The sequence below is a fragment of the Streptomyces spongiae genome (assembly GCF_009377185.1).
GTDB lineage: Bacteria > Actinomycetota > Actinomycetes > Streptomycetales > Streptomycetaceae > Streptomyces > Streptomyces spongiae.
Map to the genome: position 1 here is coordinate 1 of NZ_VJZC01000003.1, position 18,445 is coordinate 18,445.

Sequence of the window (18,445 nt, forward strand, 5' to 3'; positions counted from 1 at the left end):
GGGTAGGGGCGGCGGGGGCGACAACACCTACGACGCGAACAACCGCACGGACCACCCCGCATGAACCTCCGCACTGATCTCCAACAACGGAGCCGAAGCCGCAGGCAAGGCATCAACCCCCTCCTCACCGACCCGCCGAGCCGCCTCCACCGCCCGCCGCACCACAAGATCCATCTCAGGCGCCAACCGAGCCAACACCCCCGTCGCATCGAACGGATCAAGACTCAGCAACCGCACCGTCGCCGCAGCCGGCCCACTCACGCACTCGTACACGGAGCAGTACGCCGCATCCTCCGCCCCCAACCCCGCGGCCCGCGCCGCCAGCCCGAGCACCACCGGCTGATGCGCCCCCTTCGGAAACTCCCGCGCCAGCGCGTCGAGTTCGGCGGAGGGCCACGTGGCCCGAGCCGCCCGCATCAACTGCCGCCCGAGCCTCCGTGCGGCACCCCGCAGCGCGGCGGACGGCGTACGCGCATCCGCGGCGCCATCCAGCTCCACGGGATCACCCCCGAGCGCGGCCGCCGCGGCCAGCCCCGCCGACACCAACCCGGCCGTGTGCAGCCGCCCCCGGCAGAACTCCTCCAGTCCTGCCGCCCCCGAGGCACCGGTGATCCGCCCGGCCTTGACGGCCGCCTCGGCGCCACCGGAGTGCGCATGCCCCCCGGCGGGAAAGCGGCCGTCGGCCAGAACGAGTAGCGCAGCCCGTGACATCGCCAACCACCCCAGCCCTCAGAAGAGGAAGTACCGCTGAGCCATGGGCAGTTCGACAGCCGGAGCCGCCTCCACCAGCTCCCCGTCGATGTGCACGGCGAAGCTGTCGGGATCGACACGCACCTCGGGCCGCGCGTCGTTCTCCCGCATGTCGGCCTTGGTGACCCCACGCGTCGACTCGATCGCGACGAACCTCTTCCCGAGCGAGAGCCGCTCCGGCAGCCCGTCCTCGATGGCGAGCGGTGCCACGAAGTTGAACGAGTTGGAGGCTGGTGCCCGCCCGATCGCCCCGTACATCGGCCGCGGGAGGATCGGCTGCGGCGTCGGGATCGAGGCGTTCGCGTCACCCATCTGCGCGTACGCGATCTGGCCGCCCTTGATGACGAGATGCGGCTTGACCCCGAAGAACGCGGGCTCCCACAGCACCAGGTCGGCGAGTTTGCCGGTCTCGACGGAGCCGACCACACCCGCGAGCCCCTGAGCGAGCGCGGGGTTGATCGTGTACTTGGCGACATATCGACGTACACGACGGTTGTCCGCGCGACCGTCCCCCGGCAGCGCGCCCCGCCGCCCCTTCATCACGTGCGCGGTCTGCCAGGTCCGCATGATGACCTCACCGACACGCCCCATGGCCTGGGAGTCGGACGAGATGATCGAGATGGCGCCCAGGTCGTGCAGTATGTCCTCGGCCCCGATCGTCGACGGCCGGATCCGGGACTCGGCGAAGGCCAGGTCCTCGGGCACCGCCGGGTTGAGGTGGTGGCACACCATCAGCATGTCGAGGTGTTCCTCGGCGGTGTTGACGGTGTACGGCCGGGTCGGGTTGGTCGAGCTCGGCAGGACGTACGACTCGGAGACCACGGTCATGATGTCGGGCGCGTGCCCGCCGCCCGCGCCCTCCGTGTGGTACGCGTGGATGCCGCGCCCGGCGATGGCGGCCAGCGTGTCACCGACGAACCCGGCCTCGTTCAAGGTGTCCGTGTGGATGGCGACCTGGATGCCGGTCTGGTCGGCGACGGTCAGGGACGCGTCGATGACGGCCGGGGTCGACCCCCAGTCCTCGTGCAGCTTCAGCCCGAGCGCACCCGCGCGGATCTGCGACAGCATCGCCTCGTGCGAGACCGTGTTGCCCTTGCCGAGGAACCCGATGTTGAGGGGGTACTGCTCCATCGCCTCCAGCATCCGCGCCAGATGCCAGGGGCCGGGCGTGACGGTGGTGGCCTTCGACCCCTCGGCCGGACCCGTGCCGCCGCCGACGAGCGTCGTGATACCCGCCGACAACGCCTCGTCGGCGATCTGTGGGCAGATGAAGTGGACGTGAGCGTCGATCGCGCCCGCCGTCAGGATGCGGCCGTTGCCCGCGATGACCTCGGTCTCCGGGCCGATGACCAGGTCCGGGTGCACGCCGTCCATGGTGTCGGGGTTGCCGGCCTTGCCGATGCCGGTGATCCGGCCGTCGCGGATGCCGACGTCGGCCTTGACGATGCCCCAGTGGTCGACGATGACGACACCGGTGATGACGGTGTCCGGGGTGCCGTCCGCGCGCGTGGCACGAGCCTGGCCCATGGATTCGCGGATGACCTTGCCGCCGCCGAACACCGCCTCGTCACCGGCGAGCCCGGGACCACCGCTGCGGTCCTCCTCGATCTCGATCAGCAGATCGGTGTCGGCGAGCCGGATACGGTCACCGGTCGTGGGGCCGAACAGATCGGCGTACGCCGCACGAGAGATCTCAGGCATCGAGGGCACCTCCGGTCTCACCGCGGAGTCCGGGCACGATGCGGGCGCCGGTGAGCGGGACGAGTTCGACATCGACGGGGATCCCGGGTTCGAAGCGCACGGCGGTGCCGGCGGCGACGTTCAGCCGCTTGCCCCGGGCGGCGGCGCGGTCGAACTCCAGACCGGGGTTGGCCTCGGCGAAGTGGTAGTGGGAGCCGACCTGGACGGGGCGGTCGGCGGCGTTGAGGACGGTGAGCCGGGTGACCTCGCGACCCTCGTTGTAGACGATCGGCCCGTCGTCGAACAGGATCTCTCCGGGAATCATGAGCAGCCCCTCCCCCGTCAGACGATCGGGTCGTGGACGGTGACGAGCTTGGTGCCGTCCGGGAAGGTCGCCTCGACCTGGACGTCGTGGATCATCTCGGGGATGCCCTCCATGACGTCGTCCCGGGTGAGCAGCTTCCGCCCGGACGCCATGAGTTCGGCCACGGTACGGCCGTCACGTGCGCCTTCGAGGATGTGCGACGTGATGAGCGCGACCGCCTCGGGGTGGTTCAGCTTCAGGCCGCGGGCCCGGCGCTTCTCGGCGACGTCGGCCGCCACGTGGATCAGCAGCCTCTCTTGCTCGTGCGGGGTCAGTTGCACGGCGTCCCACCTCACAGTCCTCGCTCCGGACCGTGCGGGGTCCGGTTGCCGCAGCCACCGGGCAAAGGCGCTGGTGGCGTGGGCGCAGGCTAGTTGGGTGGCGTTTCAACGACGTTAACCGACACCTGATCCACTCATGGCACGGGTCCGTCGCCTCCCGCAGTGCCGACCCGTCAAGAAGCGCTGGTCCCGCGATGCTCCGCCGCGATCCCGAACCGCTGGCGTTCCCGCGCGGGCGATCCGGTGTCACGGACGCTGGAGACCGAACTGATCACCGGCTCGTCCGTCGCGGCCGACTCCTCCAGCCGCTCCAGGTCGGCGGCGGAGACCAGGGCGACGAGGGGCTTCCCGTGCCGCGTCACGACGACGCGCTCACCGCCGTACACCACGCGGTTGATCAGGTCGGCGAGTTCAGCCCTGGCTTGCGTCACCGGAATCTCGTAGGCCATGTCACCCAGCTTACGGGGCATCCGTGGGGTACGAACGGGACAAGGTGCCAAACACCCAGGTCAGGGATCGGTCGGGCGCGGCGGCACCGTCATCGTGGGGGTGTAGTAGCCCGCGGGCTCCGGCTCGCCGACCGGGGCTCCGTCCGCCTCGACCCACGCATGGGCCCGGAAGGGCGCGGTGCGCACGCCCGTGCACCACACCGGCCAGACCCCACCGAACCGGCACAGCAGCGCCGTCGCGAGGGACCGTTGCAGACAGCCCTGCCCGGCGCAGCGGGTACTGACCGCGACGACGGCGTCACGTGCCGCCCGCGCCTGCGCGGCGGTCGCCGGTGCGGCCCCCGTCCGGGCCAGGCGCAGGACTCCGCGGATCCGGCGCGGCGGCAGAGCGGCCAGCAGACGGGCGAGAGCGACGGCGCACCGCGCCGCCAGCCGGCGCCGCCGGGTCGGCGAAGCGGCCCCTTCCAGGGCGAAAGGGGTGCTCATGCGGTGGCCAGCCGAGCGTCGCGCAAGGCGGTGAGCAGGGCGTGCACATCGGCCGTGGCCCGGTCGGCGGTGATGCCGTAACGCTCGCGCAGCACGTCGGCGGCGCGCTCGGGGGTCGCCCCCTCCAGCAGTGTCCGGAGGATCAGTCCTCCCGAGAGGTTGAGCTGGAAGTAGCGCCCGCGGCGCTCGTCGAGCAGCACGGTGCCGTGCTCGGTGTCGGTGGGGGTGACGTCGGGCTTCAGGGTGAAGGTCACGCGGCTCCTTCGGTGGCGGGGGCGATGGACGGCTTCGACCCGCGGGACAGGGAGCGGAGCCACACCTCGCAGGCGAGCGTCGGTTCCAGGGCCATCAACGGGGTCGGGTCGGCGTGCGTGGCGCGCAGCGCGGCGCGTACGGCGGTGTCGTCGACCAGGCCGCGAGCGGCCAGTTCGGAGTCGTCGAACAGGGCGAGCAGTACGGCGCGGTTGCGGCGCAGCCCGTCGTGGGTGTCCTCGCCGTAGTGGCCCTTGGTGGCACGGCCGAGGAGGTCGTCGGGCACCAGCCCTCGCATCGCCTCGGCGAGGAGGGGCTTGTAGCGGTCGGGGGTTCCCCGCTCGTCGGGACGCACGGCGAGGGCCGCCTCGATCACCCGGTCGTCGAGATAGGGGGCGGCGAGCCGGACGCCGTGCGCCGCCATGAGGCGCTCCGCGTAGCGGATCACGGCGCCCTTCTGCCGGATGCCGTCCAGCGCGAGATGGGCGTCGCGCCCGGCGGCCAGTGGCTCGGGCCGACGCTGGGCCGCGGTGTGCAGCAGATCGTCCACGGCGCGCGCGGCCTCGGCGGTGGTCCAGGGCGGCAGGCGCAGTGGTGGCGTCCAGCCCAGCTGCGGGACGCGGGGCGAGGGATGGGGGTGGCCCAGCTGCCGGGCGCTGTGCGCCAGCCAGTCCGCGAACGACCGGGAGTCGGCCAGGGCGCGCCAGGTCGCCGCGAAGGGCCAGTGCGCGAGGGCCCGTCTCCCCCGGACATGGCGGAGGGCGGTCCACGGTCTCGTCCGCGTCAGGGTGTGCAGGTAGGTCCCCGGGACCTGGAACAGCTCGTCGCCTCCGTGTCCGCACAGATGGAGGCCGGAGTCCCGCGCCGCGACCGCCCGGACGACGTCGGCGAACCTGGCCCCGGCCCGCACCCAGTAGGGCGGCTCGGCCGGGAGTGTCGTCCCCGGGCCACCCCCTTGGAGGCCCGCCCACATGGTCGGTGACTGTGCGTAGGCCAGCACGACATGCTCGGCGTCGGGCAGGCGCTCGACGCTGCGGCCGGCCCACAGCGCGTCGTCGCCGCCGGGGTCGCGCTGCGGGGTGCGCACCGTGACGAGGTGTCGGCAGGCGCCGGCCGCGAGATGGGCCACGGTGCCGGAGTCCATCCCGCCGGACAGGTCGGTGCTGACCACCTCGCTCTTGGTCACGCGGGCGTGCACGGCCTGGGTGAGGGCGTCGCGCACCGCGGGGGCGCCCTGTTCGACCGTCAGTGCCGGTTCGGGCGGGGACCACCAGTGGACGGTGCGTTCGGAGCCGTCTGGGGCCAGGTGCAGCCAGTGGTCCGGCGGAACCTGCCGTACGGCACGCCACACCGGGGTCTCACGCAGTGGATACGGCGTCCAGGGGGTGAGCAGGCGCAGGGCGAGGAGCGACTCGTCCACGTCGGCCCCGATCAGCTCGGCGAGCGTGTCGGGCCGGTCGGCGGCCACGGTGACGCGGGCCAGCCGTGTGTGGAAGACCGCGCGCACCCCGGAGGCGGTGCCCTGCACCCGGACGCGGCCCTCGAACGAGCCGATCAGATGGGCGCTGCCGGGCAGCCGGAGGGCCAGCCGGTCCAGCCCGGACAGATCGCCCAGTTCTCCGGCCGCCCGCTCCAGTCGACCGGCGGCGACCGGGCAGAACCCGGCCACCGCCACCCGTGTCCGCCCGACGGCGGCCACCTTCACCGCGCCGGCGGGCCAGCGGCCCACCAGCCACGGCCGCCCCGACGCGTGGGGGATCACCTGTGCGCCGGGCGTGGCGCACACGAGACGGGCCGCGGCGGCGGCCCGGTCGTCGTCGGGCAGGACCGTGAAGGTCATCTCCGCGGACACGGGTTCGCTCACGCCAGTCCGAAGTAGTCCGAGGCCTCGAAGAAGAAGTACCCGCCTCCGAGGGTCAGCTCGGCGAACTCGCCGATCTCCACCAGTTCGGGTGCCTCGTACGCCGTCTCCGGCGTCGTCTCGCGCTGCTCCATGCCGACGTCCCTTCTCTCGGCGCGTTGACCCACCGCCAACGCGACGAGCAACAGTCTGTAATCGAGTGGACACACAGGGCAACGGAGTGCGGAGGCGGGGGGTCGACGCGCGCGACCCCGCACCACCCCCGGTCGCGCCAGGCGCGAGTTTCACTCCGACGGGACAGCAGACAACGTACGTCCTGTACATTTTTTACAGAGACCGCGCTGCCGGAGCACGGCACTGCCGCTAGGAGGGGTACGTCATGACCCGACCGTCCGCCCGCTACGTCCTGCCGGAGTTCACCGAACGCACGAGTGCGGGCGTCAGGACCATGGATCCCTACTCGAAGCTGCTGGAGGAGCGGATCGTGTTCCTCGGGACGGCGATCGACGACACGTCCGCGAACGACGTGATGGCGCAGCTCATGTACCTCGAGTACACCGCGCCGGACCGGGACATCTCGCTCTACATCAACTCGCCGGGCGGCTCGTTCAGCGCGATGACGGCCCTCTACGACACGATCCAGTTCGTCACCTGCGATGTGGAGACCGTCTGTCTGGGCCAGGCGGCGTCGGCCGCCGCGGTACTGCTCGCCGCCGGCACGCCGGGCAAGCGGTCCGCGTTGCCGGGCGCCCGTGTGCTGATCCACCAACCCGCGCTGCACGAGCCGGTCGAGGGACAGGCGTCCGATCTGGCCATCCAGGCCGACGAGTTGATGCGAAACCGCCGGATGCTGGAGGAGATGCTCGCCCGGCACACCGGCCAGAGCGCGGAGCGGGTGAGCGACGACATCGAGCGGGACAAGATCCTGGACGCCGAGGCGGCCGTGGAGTACGGCCTGGTGGACCGGATCATCCCGAGCCGGAAGACCTCGCGCACCCTGCCCGGCGCGAGGTGAGCCGTCGATGCTCCCACCCGAGCTGCCGCCACTGCCCGCACTGACTCGCGCCGAGGCCGAGCTGATCGACCGCTACCTCGACGTGGTCGACCTGCTCGGCCGGATCAATCCGGCCCGCCACGGCGACACCTATCGTGGACTGCGCGCCGCCCAGGCCCTGGTCGCCAAGTCCAGGGCGCTGCGTGACGCGCTCGAACTGATGCACACCCGGGGCGAGAACGAGGTGCACGCACCGACTCTCGCGCGGGCCCTTCGGGTCCTCGACGGGGAGCGCCGTGCGGCACGCGTCGCGCTGCCTCCCGGATCGGAGAGTTGACGGGGCGACACGAGCCCGGGTCGCGCACCGAACTGACGAGGCGTCCGGCCCGGGTCCCGAACGGACCAGAGAACGTACCTGCGAACGGGGCAGATTTCGATCCCCCCACGGGCCCAGGAAAGTTGCGCAACACGCGTACCACAACGGCGGAATCAACCACGTCGCCGCTGGTCCGGCGCTCCTCGGCCTCCTGGACTCCCCGGCGTGGGAAAGCCTGTCCACCCGAACGGCTGAGTGGTGAGTAACCCCACAAACTGCCGATTCCGTTCGCTGTTTTCGACGTTCTTGCGTCAAGATCCGTATCTGACGACAAGCCCCCGCCACCGCGGCGGGGCGGTCCGGGCGGACGCCGAGTCCTGCCGCCGCCCGGATGACCGGTCGACAGGAGTGGATCGGCAGGAGTGGAGGACCCAAGCACGACGGGCCGCCGGAGCGTCAGTTCCGAGCAGTCCTTGGGGTGAAGCCGCGGCAACGCGGCCGGGCAACTTCGCCAGCCCGAATCCGACAGGTCATCCTTCACAGGCGGCTGACGAAGGGTTGCGCATGACTGCGCTCAATCGTGTCCCGTCGCTCATGGCCCGGGCCGGTACGGCCTCGGCTCTCACCATCGCCGCAGTGGGCGGCAGCATCGTGGCCCCTGGCGTCGTGTCAGACGCGGAGGCCGCCTCGCCGGCGACAAAGGCGCTGCAGGTCGCGGCTTCCAAGAAGGGTTCGCCGTACAAGTGGGGCGCCACGGGCCCCAAGAGGTTCGACTGCTCCGGGCTGACGCTCTACTCCTTCAAGAAGGCGGGCAAGAAGCTCCCCCGTACGGCCCAGGCTCAGTACAACAAGACGAAGCACATCTCCGCCAAGAGCCGCAAGGCCGGAGACCTCGTCTTCTTCCACTCGGGCTCGAGCGTCTACCACGTCGGCATCTACGCCGGTAAGGGCAAGATCTGGCACTCTCCGAAGAGCGGGGAGGTCGTGAAGCGGGAGAAGATCTGGACGAAGAGCGTCTGGTACGGCCGGGTCCGCTGACCCGCCCGAGGGGCGACGGCGGTGAGGGCAGCCGTCGCCCCTCGGGGCCCCGGCCCGCGACGTACCTCACCGCCGTCACCCGGTGCGTGACACGGTCCGGGTTGGTTACCCGTTCGTCCATGGCCGACCTTCAGAGTGCCCATCACGGACGCAACGAGACACGTCTCGAGAGAGCCGACCGCAACTTCGTCGAGTTGCTCCAGGAGCTGCGTGTCACCCAGACCGGGGTGCAGATCCTCTTCGCCTTCCTGCTGACCCTGGCGTTCACCCCGCGCTTCCCCTCCCTCGACACGGTCCAGCGCGCCACCTACGTCACCACGCTGCTGCTCGCGGTCCTCGCGGCCGCGCTCTTCACGGCCCCGGCCGCGCTGCACCGCTCGCTCTTCCAGCAGAACGCCAAGCCGGTCATCGTGCAGGTCTCCTCCCGGCTGGCCAGCGTCGGCCTGGGAGTGCTCATGCTGGCGTTCACCGGTTCCGTGCTGCTCGTCGTGGACGTGACGCTGGACCGGGATGCCGCTGTCGCCGCCGGGGCGGGCACGCTCGTCGCGTGTACCGCGTTGTGGTGGCTGCTGCCCCTCTTCGTACGGCGGTCCGGCCTCCGCCGGCGCTAGATACACCCCGGTGGCAGCCCCCGCGGGGGTCCCCCGTCAACTCAGGGTTCTTGCTGTCCCCCGGCGGTGACCGGCTGGACAGGGATCGTCCAGGGCAGTTCGATGGCCACCGTCTTGCCTCCCTCCCGGGTGGGTCTGACGCTGAGCCTGCCGCCGCACTCGGCGGTCAGCCAGCGGACGATGACCATGCCGCGGCCGTTGTCCTGCTGGACGGCCGCGGGCAAACGTTTCGGGAAACGCGGGTGGCTGTCGGTGACGCCGATCCTCAACTGCTCGTGACGGTCGAGCGCGATGTCCACGGTGAACGTGGGCGACTGACCGAACGTGTGCTGAACGGCGTTGGTGGCGAGTTCGGACACGATCAGCCGGACGGTGTCCGCGACTTCGGTGTCGCTCGGCAGGCCCCATTCGGCCAGCACGGTGGCGACGTATTTTCGAGCCGCGGAGACCGAGGCTGGATCGCTCGGCAGAGTGACGGATGCTTCCTGGTGGTCTGCCATGGCGACGTCGTCCCTTTCCCACGGGACCGGAGTCCGACACGGAGCCGGATGGATTCGAGTACGGTCCCGGACTGGTGCTTCGCGCCAGATTGCCATCACCAGGGCCATCGCGGTGCCGATCCACCAAGATATGCATATATCTGTCGCTCGAAGCGGTGAACTCTCCGACGACCGACCGTATTTGGGCGGGCCTTTCGGTCCATCCTCTACCGTCGCCCGACACCGCGGCCGGGCGGAAGGAGACGACCCATGCAGTACGGTCCTGCGGTTCGCCGACGCAAACTCGGCACCGAATTGCGTGACCTGCGTACCCGCGCCGGCCTCACCAGCATCGAGGCGGCACGCCTCGTCGGCTGGCACCAGTCGAAGGTGAGCCGCATCGAGACCGGCTCCAGTGGAGTGAAACCGGCCGATGTGCGTCGGCTCCTCGACGCGTACGACGTCCGGGATCCCGAGTTACGGGAGCTGCTTCTGGTCCTGGCCGGAGGCGAGGACGGTGGTGGCGGACGGCAGAACTGGTGGCACGCCTACCGCGGGGTGCTGCCACCGACGTACCGCGACTTCATCAGTCTGGAATCCCAGGCCAGCGGCATGCGCACCCTGGAGACCTCGGTGGTGCCGGGGCTGCTGCAGACTCCGGAGTACGCCCGCGCGGTGACCCTCGCCGCGGTGGGAGGCCTCCCGGAGGACAAGCTGGACACGCTGGTGGAGGTGCGCATCGCCCGGCAGGACGTGCTGCACGGCGATCCTCCGCTGGAGCTGAACGCGCTCCTGGACGAGGCCGTGCTACGCCGGGAGGTCGGCGGACCCGAGGTGATGGCGCGGCAGCTGCGACAGCTGTGGGAGGCGGCGGCTCTCCCTCAAGTGCGACTCCAGGTGCTGCCGTTCACGTCTGGGGCGCATGTTGGCGTCACCGGTCCTTTCGTAATCTTCTCATTTTCGAACACAACTGACCTGGACGTGGTTGTTCTCGACCACTTGACGAGTAGCCTCTACCTCGAGCGGAAAGAAGACCTCCAGGCGTATGTCGAGGCCTTCAACGCCCTTCAGATCCACGCCCTTTCGCCCGAGGAATCGTTGGATTACATCGCCGGGATAGCCGCCGGCGCGTAAGGAGGCACCATGTCCGCACTGTCACTGCCTCGGAACGTCCCCTCCAGTACCGCATTGCACGACGTGCGGTGGCTGCGGAGCAGCCGCAGCACCGGAATGAACAACTGCGTCGAGACGGCCCGTCCGGGCCCCGGCGCCTGGGCCGGACTGGTCGCCGTGCGCGACTCGAAGAACACGGCCGGGCCCGCACTGCTGTTCGCCCCCGAGGCATGGGAGGGGTTCATCGCGGCACTTCGGTGACCGCATCAACCACCACGTCCACAACGACGATCGTGTCTTCCACGATCGCGCCTTCTGCGATCACTTCCGTCGATCGCGACGCACGGCCGTGTCACGCCGACTCACGGTCGCGTCTCGCCGATCACCCGTACGGCTCGGTCGAGTTGCCCGTCGGTGAGGTCCGCACGGGCGGTCAGCCGCAGCCTTGAGATGCCGTCCGGCACGGACGGTGGGCGGAAGCAGCCGACGGCGAGACCCGCCGCGCGGCAGTCCGCCGCCCACCGCACCGCCTGTTCGGGGGACGGCGCGCGCACGGAGACCACGGCGGCGTCGGGCCGCACCGCTTCCAGGCCCGACGCCGTCAGCCGTGTGTGGAGTTCCGTCGCCACCTCGCGCGCCCGCGCGGCGCGCTCCGGCTCGCGGCGCAGCAGCCGCAGCGCCGCGAGGGCCGCACCGGTCGCCGCCGGGGCGAGGCCGGTGTCGAAGATGAAGGTGCGGGCCGCGTTGACCAGATGGTCGATCACCCGCGCCGGGCCGAGGACGGCACCGCCCTGGCTGCCCAGCGACTTGGACAGTGTGACGGTCGCGACGACGTCCGGCGCGCCCGCGAGCCCCGCCGCGTACGGGGCGCCCCGGCCGCCGTCGCCCAGGACTCCGAGACCGTGCGCGTCGTCCACGAGCAGTCCGGCCCCGAACTCCCGGCAGGCAGCGCCCAGTTCGACCAGCGGGGCCGCGTCGCCGTCCACCGAGAACACGGTGTCGGACACGACCACCGCCGGCCCGCCACCGGTGCCGAGCGCCTTGCGGACGGCCTCCGGGTCGGCGTGCCCGACCACCTGCGTGGTGCCCCGCGCCAGCCGGCACCCGTCGATGAGGGAGGCGTGGTTGCCCGCGTCCGAGACGATGAGCGAGCCGTGCGGGGCCAGCGCGGTGACCGCGGCGAGGTTGGCCGCGTACCCGGAGGAGAAGACCAGGGCCGCCTCGAAGCCGCAGAAGGCGGCCAGCTCCCGCTCCAGCTCGCCGTGCAGCTCGGTCGTGCCGGTGACCAGCCGGGACCCGGTGGAGCCGCCGCCCCACCGCCGCGCGGCGTCGGCGGCGCCCTCGGTGATCTCGGGGTGCCGGGCCAGGCCCAGGTAGTCGTTGCTCGCGAGGTCAAGGAGTGGCGAGTCGGCGGGCCGCGGGCGCAACGTCCTTACCAGTCCGGCACGGTGGCGCGCGGCCGCCTGTTCGTCGATCCAGCCGAACGCCATGGTTCCTCCGAGCGGGCGGGCGTCTTTGTAGGCAGTGCACAGACCCTAGCGGGGCAGCGAGCCACGCAGGATGTGGCAATACCCACACGTCGAACCGTCTCTGTTGTGCGATCTCTCCTTGGCCCGGAGCACCCCCGTAGGCCAGGATCGGCTCTCATGGACCTGCTGACGACGCTGGTGGACAAGGGGCTTCGGCGCGAGCTGCCGACCCGCGAGGAAGCGCTGGCCGTGCTGGCCACCTCCGACGACGACCTGCTCGACGTGGTGGCCGCGGCCGGCAAGGTGCGCCGGACGTGGTTCGGACGCCGGGTGAAACTCAACTACCTGGTCAACCTCAAATCGGGCCTGTGTCCGGAGGACTGCTCCTACTGCTCCCAGCGCCTGGGTTCCACCGCCGGCATCCTCAAGTACAGCTGGCTCAAGCCGGACGAGGCGTCGAAGGCGGCGGCCGCCGGTCTGTCGGGTGGCGCCAAGCGGGTCTGTCTGGTGGCGAGTGGCCGGGGCCCGACGGACCGGGACGTGGACCGGGTAGCGGGCACCATCAAGGCGATCAAGGACCAGAACGAGGGCGTCGAGGTGTGCGCCTGTCTCGGCCTGCTCTCCGACGGCCAGGCCGAACGGCTGCGCGAGGCGGGCGCGGACGCCTACAACCACAACCTGAACACCTCCGAGGCCACCTACGGCGACATCACCACCACGCACACCTACGCCGACCGTGTCGACACCGTGAACAAGGCGCACGCGGCCGGACTGTCCGCCTGCTCCGGGCTCATCGCGGGCATGGGCGAGAGCGACGAGGACCTGGTGGACGTGGTCTTCTCGCTGCGTGAGCTGGACCCGGACTCGGTTCCGGTCAACTTCCTGATCCCGTTCGAGGGCACGCCGCTCGCCAAGGAGTGGAACCTCACCCCGCAGCGCTGTCTGCGCATCCTGGCGATGGTCCGGTTCGTCTGCCCGGACGTGGAGGTCCGCATCGCGGGTGGCCGCGAGGTCCATCTCCGTACGATGCAGCCACTCGCCCTGCACCTGGCCAACTCGATCTTCCTCGGTGACTACCTCACCAGTGAGGGCCAGGCGGGCAAGGCCGACCTGGACATGATCGCGGACGCCGGGTTCGAGGTGGAGGGCACGGACCAGGTGACGCTGCCGGAGCACCGGGCTTCGGCCGGGGGCGGGTGCGGTTCGCACGAGAGCGACGGCGGCTGCGGTTCCCAGGGGGTGTGCGGCTCCGCCCCCGCGTCCACGACCACAGCCACGTCCACGACCACGGCCCAGGAGGCCCGTACGGACCTGGTCGCCGTACGCCGCCGGGGCACCGGAACGGACCTCGCGCCCAATGCCTGACCTGTCCGTCCCGGAGCTGCTGGACCTCGACCGGCGGCATGTCTGGCATCCGTACGGCCCGATGCCCGGCCGTCAGGAGCCGCTCGTCGTGGAGTCGGCGAGCGGGGTGCGGCTGCGGCTGGCCGGCCAATCGGGCGAGTTGGTGGACGGGATGTCGTCCTGGTGGTCGGCCATCCACGGCTACAACCACCCGGTGCTCAACGAGGCGGCGCACGACCAGCTGGCGCGGATGAGCCATGTGATGTTCGGCGGGCTCACGCACGAGCCCGCCGTACGGCTGGCGAAGCGTCTCGTCGACATCTCACCGGAGGGCCTCGAACACGTCTTCCTCGCCGACTCCGGCTCGGTGTCGGTCGAGGTGGCGGTCAAGATGTGCCTGCAGTACTGGCGTTCGCTCGGCCGCCCCGGGAAGCAGCGCCTGCTGACCTGGCGCGGCGGCTACCACGGCGACACCTGGCAGCCGATGTCGGTGTGCGACCCCGAGGGCGGGATGCACGAGCTGTGGTCCGGGGTGCTGCCCCGGCAGGTGTTCGTGGAGGCGCCCCCGGCCGAGTACGACGAGGCGTACGCGGAGCGGCTGCGCTCGGCGATCGGACGGCACGCCGACGAGCTGGCCGCGGTGATCGTGGAACCAGTGGTGCAGGGCGCGGGCGGAATGCGGTTCCACTCCCCCTCCTACCTGCGGGTGCTGCGCGAGGCGTGCGACGCGCACGACGTACTGCTGGTGTTCGACGAGATCGCGACCGGTTTCGGGCGTACGGGCGCGCTGTTCGCGGCGGAGCACGCGACCGTGACGCCGGACGTGATGTGCGTGGGCAAGGCACTGACCGGCGGCTACATGACGATGGCGGCCACGCTGTGCACCACACGGGTGGCCGAGGGGATCTCGCGGGGCGAGGTGCCGGTCCTCGCGCACGGGCCGACCTTCATGGGCAACCCGCTGGCGGCGGCCGTGGCGTGCGCCTCGATCGACCTGCTCCTCGGGCAGGACTGGCAGAGGGAGGTGAAGCGGATCGAGGCGGGCCTGCGGGAGGGACTCGCCCCGGCGGCGGACATCGAGGGCGTCCGGGACATCCGGGTCCTCGGGGCCATCGGTGTCGTGCAGCTCGACCACGAGGTGGACATGGCTGCGGCTTCGCGGGCCGCCGTGCGGGAGGGCGTGTGGCTACGGCCGTTCCGCGACCTCGTCTACACGATGCCGCCGTACGTGACCGGCGACGCGGACGTGGCACGGATCGCGCGTGCGGTGTGCGCGGCGGCGCGGGAGGGATGAGCATGTCGATCCTGCTGATCACGGGCACGGGCACGGAGGTCGGGAAGACGGTCACCACGGCCGCCGTCGCCGCGGTGGCCGCCCTGGCCGGGCGTTCCGTGGCCGTGCTCAAGCCCGCGCAGACGGGTGTACGGCCGGACGAGCGCGGCGACGCCGACGAGGTGGCCCGGCTGGCGGGCGCCGTGACGACGCTCGAACTGGCCCGCTATCCCGAGCCGTTGGCCCCGGCGACGGCCGCCCGGCGGGCCGGTCTTCCTCCGGTCCGGCCTCAGGACGTGGCTCAGGCCGCGGCCGAACTCGCCGTGGACCACGACCTCGTACTGGTCGAGGGCGCGGGCGGCCTGCTCGTACGGTTCGACGAGGCGGGCGGCACCCTGGCGGACGCGGCCCGGCTCCTGGACGCGCCCGTGCTGGTCGTCGCCTCGGCGGGGCTCGGCACGCTGAACACGACCGAGCTGACTGCACGTGAGCTCCGCGGCCGTGGGCTCGACCTGGCGGGTGTGGTGATCGGCAGCTGGCCCGCCGAGCCGGATCTGGCGTCGCGGTGCAACGTCGCGGATCTGCCGGTGGTGGCGGGGGTGCCGCTGCTGGGGGCGCTGCCGGCCGGGGCGGGGGCGAAAACACCACCCGGCCTCAGCCATCCCCGTCCCCCAGCAACCGCACCAACTCGATCCGCGACCGGATCCCCAACCGGGTGAACACCCCCCGCAGATGGTGGTCGATGGTCCGCGGACTGAGCAGCAGACGGGCCGCGATCTCCCGGTTGGTGGCCCCGTCGGCCGCCATCCGCGCCACCATCAGCTGCTGAGCGGTGAGACGGGCGGCCAGGTCCTCGGGACCGGGCGCGGACGGCGCGCGCTCCCCGAGGGCGCGGAGTTCCGCACGGGCCTGGGCGGCACAGTGCGGCGAGCCGAAGTACTCGAAGGCCTCCAGGGCACTGTGGAGGCGATCGCGGGCCTGCGTACGGTGGCGCAACCGACGCAGCGCACCCCCGAACAGCAACTCGGTCCGGGCACGTTCGAAGTCACGGGTGCCGGAGGCATGCAGGTCGAGGGCCGCGCGGTAGTGCTCGACGGCCTCCTCACCCGTAGCCAGCAGGGCGCGGCAACGGGCACTCAGCGCGAGGTCGTCGGGACTGCGGACGGTGCGCGCCCAGTGGTCGTAGTCGGCGTGCGCGGCGCGGGCCACACGGGTGTCACCGGTACGGACGGCGGCCTCGACGTAGTGCGGCGTCGCGATGTGCCGGATGGCGCGGTGACCGTGGCCGGGCCCGAACCCGGCGAGGGCCCGCAGCCGGGCCGCGGAGGCGGCGTACCGGCCGGTGCTGAGGTCCAGGAAGGCGAGCGCGAACATGGCCAGGGCGGCGGGGAGCCCGAGCCCGCGGGCCAGGGCGTAGGAGCGGGCGGCCTCCGCGCGCTCGCGGCAGACCTCCTCGTCCCCGGTGACGGCGGCGAACATCGCGAGGGCGGCCTGGAGATGACAGGCGCCGTTGTCCTGCCCGGTGGCGTACGCCTGCCGCAGCGACTCGACCGCGCCGGCTTCGGCGGCCCGTGGGCGCCCGGTCCAGAAGTCGGCGTACGCCCGGAACTCCATGGCCTGCGGGACGGTGACCTCCTCGCCCCTGGCCCGGGCGGAGGAGGCGGCCCGCACGGTGGCGGTCGCGGCCTGGGTGTGGTCGCCGAGGAGCAGCGCGGCGATCCCGGCGTGGATCAGCAGGGTGGGGTCGCCGCCGGGCCCGCAGCGGCCCGCGGCGGCCTTGAGTTCGTCGCGCGCGTCGTCGTACCGCCCTTCGAACGCGGCGGCCAGTCCCTCCAGCGTGCCCGGCGCCACGATCCCGAGGTGGTCGGCGACGGCGGAGGCCTCGCGGCAGCGTCGTAGGTCTCCCGTGTAGATGGCGGCTTCGGTGGCACGTGCCAGCAGGTGCACGGCGGTGCCGGAGGGGTTGTCCCTGCCGTGTGCGACGGTCGCCGTGAGCAGCGCGTCGAAGGCCTCGGCCGCGTTGCCCGCGCGGAGGGCGAGCAGTCCGCCGAGGGCGCCGTCGTCGGTGGCGGCCACGAGGCGGCGGGCCCGGTCGCCGTCCCCCGACCGCCAGGCGTCGGCGGCGGCACGGGCCACGAGCCGGGTGCGCTCCGCCGCTTCGGGCGAGAGGGCGGCGGCGCGTTCGGCGAGGGCGCACGCCAGGGCCGGTTGGCCGGACTCGCGCGCGTCGCCCGCCGCCTGGCCGAGTTCGGCGGCCAGCCGGCGGCTGGGGCCGAGGGCCGCCGCGCCCCGGTGCCAGGAGCGGCGGGAGCCCTCGCTCTTGCCGCCCAGCACGCGGGCCAGGAGCTGGTGGGCCTCCCTGCGGTCGGTCGCGGGCGCGGTCTCGTAGGCGGCGATACGGGTCCACGGGTCCCGGAAGACGATCCCGCCGGCCGTGGTGTGGGCGAGCCCCGCCGCCTCGGCCTCGTCGAGCGGCCCGATGTCGAGCCGGGCTGCGGTGACGGCCCGCAGGAAGGCGTGAGTGGCGAGGGGGTACTGGTCGGCCGCGGCGAGCAGCAGCAGGAACCGGGTGGCGTCGGGCAGGGCGCGGATCTCCTGCCGGTGGGCCCGCAGCAGCGCGGGCGCGAGGGCGACGGGTTCGGCCGGCAGCGGATCGAGGCCGGTCAACTGGCGGTCGGTCAGTACCGAGGCGAGTTCGACGGCCGCGCGGGGGTCGCCGTGGGCGGCGCGCAGCACACGGACGCGGACGCCCTCGGACAGCGGGGCGTCCGGGCTCGGCCACGCGGTCACGGGGGGCGGTGGCGAGAGATGCGGAAGTTGTGGGGGGTTCACCGGAGTCACCACGCTCATCACGTTACTTGCGAGTTAACCGACAGGTAAAGACCGGCGATTTCACCGATGCGCCGCGCGTAGACCCGCCTGACACTCCAGGCAACCCCACCCGTTTCAGGAGGCTTCATGCAACGCCGCATGCGTCGCATCGCCACGGCGCTCACGACCGTGGCCTCAACGCTCCTTCTGTCACTCACCTTCTCCGCGGCCCCCGCTCGGGCCGCGGCCCACAACCCCGTCGTCTTCGTCCACGGTCTCAGCAGTTCGGCGAGCAGCTGGGACGAGTGGCGCGACTACTTCCTGGCGGACGGCTACACGTCCTCGGAGCTCGATGCCTGGTCGTACGACTGGGGCCAGTCCAACGTCACGACGGCACAGCAGCTGTCCACGGAGATCAAGAACGTGCTCGCCCGGACGGGCGCCTCGAAGGTCGACCTGGTCGTCCACTCGATGGGCGCGCTCAGCGCCCGGTACTACCTCAAGAACCTCGGCGGGACGTCGTACGTCGACGACTTCGTCTCCACCGCCGGGGTGAACCACGGCACGACCGTCGCCGGGTGGTGCCGGTGGCTCTACACGTCCTGCAACGAGATGTACACCGGCAGCTCCTTCCTGACCGCGCTCAACTCCGGTGACGAGACGCCGGGCAGCCTGTCGTACGCCAGCTACTGGTCGAACTGCGACGACGCGCTGACCCCGGACACCACCGCCATCCTCAGCGGGGCGACGAACGTCGAGGTCGGCTGTATCTCGCACACGGACATGAACAACGACCACGGGGTGTACGAGCAGGTGCGGAACTTCATCGCCTGATCGACTCCTGACCGATGATCACTTCCTGACCGATCCGTGC

General features: G+C 71.7%; 22 protein-coding genes and 1 riboswitch. Of the genes, 10 read left to right on the forward strand and 12 right to left on the reverse strand.

Annotation, left to right across the window (positions count from 1 at the left end):
- Nucleotides 1–27 precede the first annotated feature (27 nt).
- The 9 genes from FNH08_RS00880 to FNH08_RS00920 form a co-directional block, all read right to left on the reverse strand.
- On the reverse strand, nucleotides 28–711 hold the full coding sequence (locus FNH08_RS00880) for an urease accessory protein UreF (protein ID WP_152769277.1): 684 nt from the start codon (nucleotides 709–711) through the stop codon (nucleotides 28–30).
- A gap of 18 nt (nucleotides 712–729) precedes the next feature.
- Entirely contained in the window at nucleotides 730–2,451 is a 1,722-nt protein-coding gene (locus tag FNH08_RS00885) for an urease subunit alpha (RefSeq protein WP_152769278.1), read from the reverse strand.
- Entirely contained in the window at nucleotides 2,444–2,755 is a 312-nt protein-coding gene (locus FNH08_RS00890; RefSeq protein ID WP_152769279.1) for an urease subunit beta, read from the reverse strand. The genes FNH08_RS00885 and FNH08_RS00890 overlap by 8 nt, the downstream gene beginning before the upstream one ends.
- Nucleotides 2,756–2,772: 17 nt before the next feature.
- Nucleotides 2,773–3,075 carry an urease subunit gamma gene (locus FNH08_RS00895; protein ID WP_010355509.1) on the reverse strand — a complete coding sequence of 101 codons (303 nt, stop codon included), beginning with the start codon at nucleotides 3,073–3,075 and terminating at the stop codon, nucleotides 2,773–2,775.
- A gap of 173 nt (nucleotides 3,076–3,248) precedes the next feature.
- The gene (locus FNH08_RS00900) at nucleotides 3,249–3,524 is read right to left on the reverse strand and encodes a type II toxin-antitoxin system Phd/YefM family antitoxin (protein WP_152769281.1); all 276 of its coding nucleotides are present in this window, start codon (nucleotides 3,522–3,524) and stop codon (nucleotides 3,249–3,251) included.
- Nucleotides 3,525–3,584: 60 nt separating this feature from the next.
- On the reverse strand, nucleotides 3,585–4,010 hold the full coding sequence (locus tag FNH08_RS00905) for a lasso peptide biosynthesis B2 protein (RefSeq protein ID WP_152769282.1): 426 nt from the start codon (nucleotides 4,008–4,010) through the stop codon (nucleotides 3,585–3,587).
- A complete protein-coding gene (locus tag FNH08_RS00910; RefSeq protein ID WP_322723420.1) occupies nucleotides 4,007–4,264 on the reverse strand; it encodes a lasso peptide biosynthesis PqqD family chaperone in 258 nt (85 codons plus the stop codon). The genes FNH08_RS00905 and FNH08_RS00910 overlap by 4 nt, the downstream gene beginning before the upstream one ends.
- On the reverse strand, nucleotides 4,261–6,126 hold the full coding sequence (locus tag FNH08_RS00915; RefSeq protein ID WP_152769283.1) for an asparagine synthase-related protein: 1,866 nt from the start codon (nucleotides 6,124–6,126) through the stop codon (nucleotides 4,261–4,263). The genes FNH08_RS00910 and FNH08_RS00915 overlap by 4 nt, the downstream gene beginning before the upstream one ends.
- Nucleotides 6,123–6,257 (reverse strand): lasso RiPP family leader peptide-containing protein, encoded by a 135-nt coding sequence (locus FNH08_RS00920; RefSeq protein ID WP_152769284.1) that lies wholly within the window; start codon nucleotides 6,255–6,257, stop codon nucleotides 6,123–6,125. The genes FNH08_RS00915 and FNH08_RS00920 overlap by 4 nt, the downstream gene beginning before the upstream one ends.
- A 245-nt stretch (nucleotides 6,258–6,502) precedes the next feature.
- Here FNH08_RS00920 and FNH08_RS00925 point away from each other — a divergent pair, with 245 nt between their 5' ends.
- The 4 genes from FNH08_RS00925 (at nucleotide 6,503) to FNH08_RS00940 (ending at nucleotide 9,082) form a co-directional block, all read left to right on the forward strand.
- On the forward strand, nucleotides 6,503–7,138 hold the full coding sequence (locus tag FNH08_RS00925; RefSeq protein WP_152769285.1) for an ATP-dependent Clp protease proteolytic subunit: 636 nt from the start codon (nucleotides 6,503–6,505) through the stop codon (nucleotides 7,136–7,138).
- A gap of 7 nt (nucleotides 7,139–7,145) precedes the next feature.
- Nucleotides 7,146–7,454 (forward strand): hypothetical protein, encoded by a 309-nt coding sequence (locus tag FNH08_RS00930; RefSeq protein ID WP_152769286.1) that lies wholly within the window; start codon nucleotides 7,146–7,148, stop codon nucleotides 7,452–7,454.
- 353 nt (nucleotides 7,455–7,807) lie between these two features.
- A riboswitch (cyclic di-AMP (ydaO/yuaA leader) is annotated at nucleotides 7,808–7,994 on the forward strand.
- A 3-nt stretch (nucleotides 7,995–7,997) separates the two neighbouring features.
- On the forward strand, nucleotides 7,998–8,471 hold the full coding sequence (locus tag FNH08_RS00935; protein WP_152769287.1) for a C40 family peptidase: 474 nt from the start codon (nucleotides 7,998–8,000) through the stop codon (nucleotides 8,469–8,471).
- 119 nt (nucleotides 8,472–8,590) lie between these two features.
- Nucleotides 8,591–9,082, forward strand: a complete 492-nt coding sequence (locus FNH08_RS00940; protein WP_152769288.1) for a DUF6328 family protein — start codon at nucleotides 8,591–8,593, stop codon at nucleotides 9,080–9,082.
- Between the two features lie 41 nt (nucleotides 9,083–9,123).
- Here FNH08_RS00940 and FNH08_RS00945 read toward each other — a convergent pair whose 3' ends face one another.
- On the reverse strand, nucleotides 9,124–9,582 hold the full coding sequence (locus FNH08_RS00945; protein WP_152769289.1) for an ATP-binding protein: 459 nt from the start codon (nucleotides 9,580–9,582) through the stop codon (nucleotides 9,124–9,126).
- Between the two features lie 249 nt (nucleotides 9,583–9,831).
- Between FNH08_RS00945 and FNH08_RS00950 the strand changes: the two genes are divergently transcribed.
- A complete protein-coding gene (locus FNH08_RS00950; protein WP_152769290.1) occupies nucleotides 9,832–10,695 on the forward strand; it encodes a helix-turn-helix domain-containing protein in 864 nt (287 codons plus the stop codon).
- A gap of 9 nt (nucleotides 10,696–10,704) precedes the next feature.
- A complete protein-coding gene (locus FNH08_RS00955; protein WP_152769291.1) occupies nucleotides 10,705–10,935 on the forward strand; it encodes a DUF397 domain-containing protein in 231 nt (76 codons plus the stop codon).
- Between the two features lie 101 nt (nucleotides 10,936–11,036).
- Here FNH08_RS00955 and FNH08_RS00960 read toward each other — a convergent pair whose 3' ends face one another.
- A complete protein-coding gene (locus tag FNH08_RS00960) occupies nucleotides 11,037–12,164 on the reverse strand; it encodes an 8-amino-7-oxononanoate synthase (protein ID WP_152769292.1) in 1,128 nt (375 codons plus the stop codon).
- A 156-nt stretch (nucleotides 12,165–12,320) separates the two neighbouring features.
- Between FNH08_RS00960 and bioB the strand changes: the two genes are divergently transcribed.
- The 3 genes from bioB to bioD are packed head-to-tail and all read left to right on the forward strand — an operon-like array spanning nucleotide 12,321 to nucleotide 15,479.
- Nucleotides 12,321–13,508: a biotin synthase BioB gene (bioB, locus tag FNH08_RS00965; protein WP_152769293.1), complete on the forward strand. Its 1,188-nt coding sequence runs from the start codon at nucleotides 12,321–12,323 to the stop codon at nucleotides 13,506–13,508.
- Nucleotides 13,501–14,781, forward strand: a complete 1,281-nt coding sequence (locus FNH08_RS00970) for an adenosylmethionine--8-amino-7-oxononanoate transaminase (protein ID WP_152769294.1) — start codon at nucleotides 13,501–13,503, stop codon at nucleotides 14,779–14,781. Before bioB ends, FNH08_RS00970 begins: the two co-directional genes overlap by 8 nt.
- A 2-nt stretch (nucleotides 14,782–14,783) precedes the next feature.
- The gene (gene bioD / locus FNH08_RS00975; RefSeq protein ID WP_152769295.1) at nucleotides 14,784–15,479 is read left to right on the forward strand and encodes a dethiobiotin synthase; all 696 of its coding nucleotides are present in this window, start codon (nucleotides 14,784–14,786) and stop codon (nucleotides 15,477–15,479) included.
- On the opposite strand, the gene FNH08_RS00980 is transcribed toward bioD, so the two are convergent.
- Nucleotides 15,415–17,610, reverse strand: coding sequence for a helix-turn-helix transcriptional regulator (locus FNH08_RS00980; RefSeq protein ID WP_152769296.1), 2,196 nt, complete (start codon nucleotides 17,608–17,610; stop codon nucleotides 15,415–15,417). The genes bioD and FNH08_RS00980 overlap by 65 nt on opposite strands.
- A 108-nt stretch (nucleotides 17,611–17,718) precedes the next feature.
- Here FNH08_RS00980 and FNH08_RS00985 point away from each other — a divergent pair, with 108 nt between their 5' ends.
- A complete protein-coding gene (locus FNH08_RS00985; protein WP_152769297.1) occupies nucleotides 17,719–18,405 on the forward strand; it encodes an esterase/lipase family protein in 687 nt (228 codons plus the stop codon).
- Nucleotides 18,406–18,445 lie beyond the last annotated feature (40 nt).

What these genes read in the sequence shown, in the direction of transcription:
- FNH08_RS00935 (WP_152769287.1), top strand. Translation starts at nt 7,998, where the DNA reads ATGACTGCGCTCAATCGTGTCCCGTCGCTCATGGCCCGGGCCGGTACG.
- FNH08_RS00945 (WP_152769289.1), bottom strand. Translation starts at nt 9,582, where the DNA reads ATGGCAGACCACCAGGAAGCATCCGTCACTCTGCCGAGCGATCCAGCC.
- bioD (WP_152769295.1), top strand. Translation starts at nt 14,784, where the DNA reads ATGTCGATCCTGCTGATCACGGGCACGGGCACGGAGGTCGGGAAGACG.
- FNH08_RS00880 (WP_152769277.1), bottom strand. Translation starts at nt 711, where the DNA reads ATGTCACGGGCTGCGCTACTCGTTCTGGCCGACGGCCGCTTTCCCGCC.
- FNH08_RS00925 (WP_152769285.1), top strand. Translation starts at nt 6,503, where the DNA reads ATGACCCGACCGTCCGCCCGCTACGTCCTGCCGGAGTTCACCGAACGC.
- FNH08_RS00940 (WP_152769288.1), top strand. Translation starts at nt 8,591, where the DNA reads ATGGCCGACCTTCAGAGTGCCCATCACGGACGCAACGAGACACGTCTC.
- FNH08_RS00955 (WP_152769291.1), top strand. Translation starts at nt 10,705, where the DNA reads ATGTCCGCACTGTCACTGCCTCGGAACGTCCCCTCCAGTACCGCATTG.
- FNH08_RS00970 (WP_152769294.1), top strand. Translation starts at nt 13,501, where the DNA reads ATGCCTGACCTGTCCGTCCCGGAGCTGCTGGACCTCGACCGGCGGCAT.
- FNH08_RS00885 (WP_152769278.1), bottom strand. Translation starts at nt 2,451, where the DNA reads ATGCCTGAGATCTCTCGTGCGGCGTACGCCGATCTGTTCGGCCCCACG.
- FNH08_RS00950 (WP_152769290.1), top strand. Translation starts at nt 9,832, where the DNA reads ATGCAGTACGGTCCTGCGGTTCGCCGACGCAAACTCGGCACCGAATTG.
- FNH08_RS00960 (WP_152769292.1), bottom strand. Translation starts at nt 12,164, where the DNA reads ATGGCGTTCGGCTGGATCGACGAACAGGCGGCCGCGCGCCACCGTGCC.
- FNH08_RS00905 (WP_152769282.1), bottom strand. Translation starts at nt 4,010, where the DNA reads ATGAGCACCCCTTTCGCCCTGGAAGGGGCCGCTTCGCCGACCCGGCGG.
- FNH08_RS00920 (WP_152769284.1), bottom strand. Translation starts at nt 6,257, where the DNA reads ATGGAGCAGCGCGAGACGACGCCGGAGACGGCGTACGAGGCACCCGAA.
- FNH08_RS00930 (WP_152769286.1), top strand. Translation starts at nt 7,146, where the DNA reads ATGCTCCCACCCGAGCTGCCGCCACTGCCCGCACTGACTCGCGCCGAG.
- bioB (WP_152769293.1), top strand. Translation starts at nt 12,321, where the DNA reads ATGGACCTGCTGACGACGCTGGTGGACAAGGGGCTTCGGCGCGAGCTG.
- FNH08_RS00980 (WP_152769296.1), bottom strand. Translation starts at nt 17,610, where the DNA reads ATGAGCGTGGTGACTCCGGTGAACCCCCCACAACTTCCGCATCTCTCG.
- FNH08_RS00890 (WP_152769279.1), bottom strand. Translation starts at nt 2,755, where the DNA reads ATGATTCCCGGAGAGATCCTGTTCGACGACGGGCCGATCGTCTACAAC.
- FNH08_RS00985 (WP_152769297.1), top strand. Translation starts at nt 17,719, where the DNA reads ATGCAACGCCGCATGCGTCGCATCGCCACGGCGCTCACGACCGTGGCC.
- FNH08_RS00900 (WP_152769281.1), bottom strand. Translation starts at nt 3,524, where the DNA reads ATGGCCTACGAGATTCCGGTGACGCAAGCCAGGGCTGAACTCGCCGAC.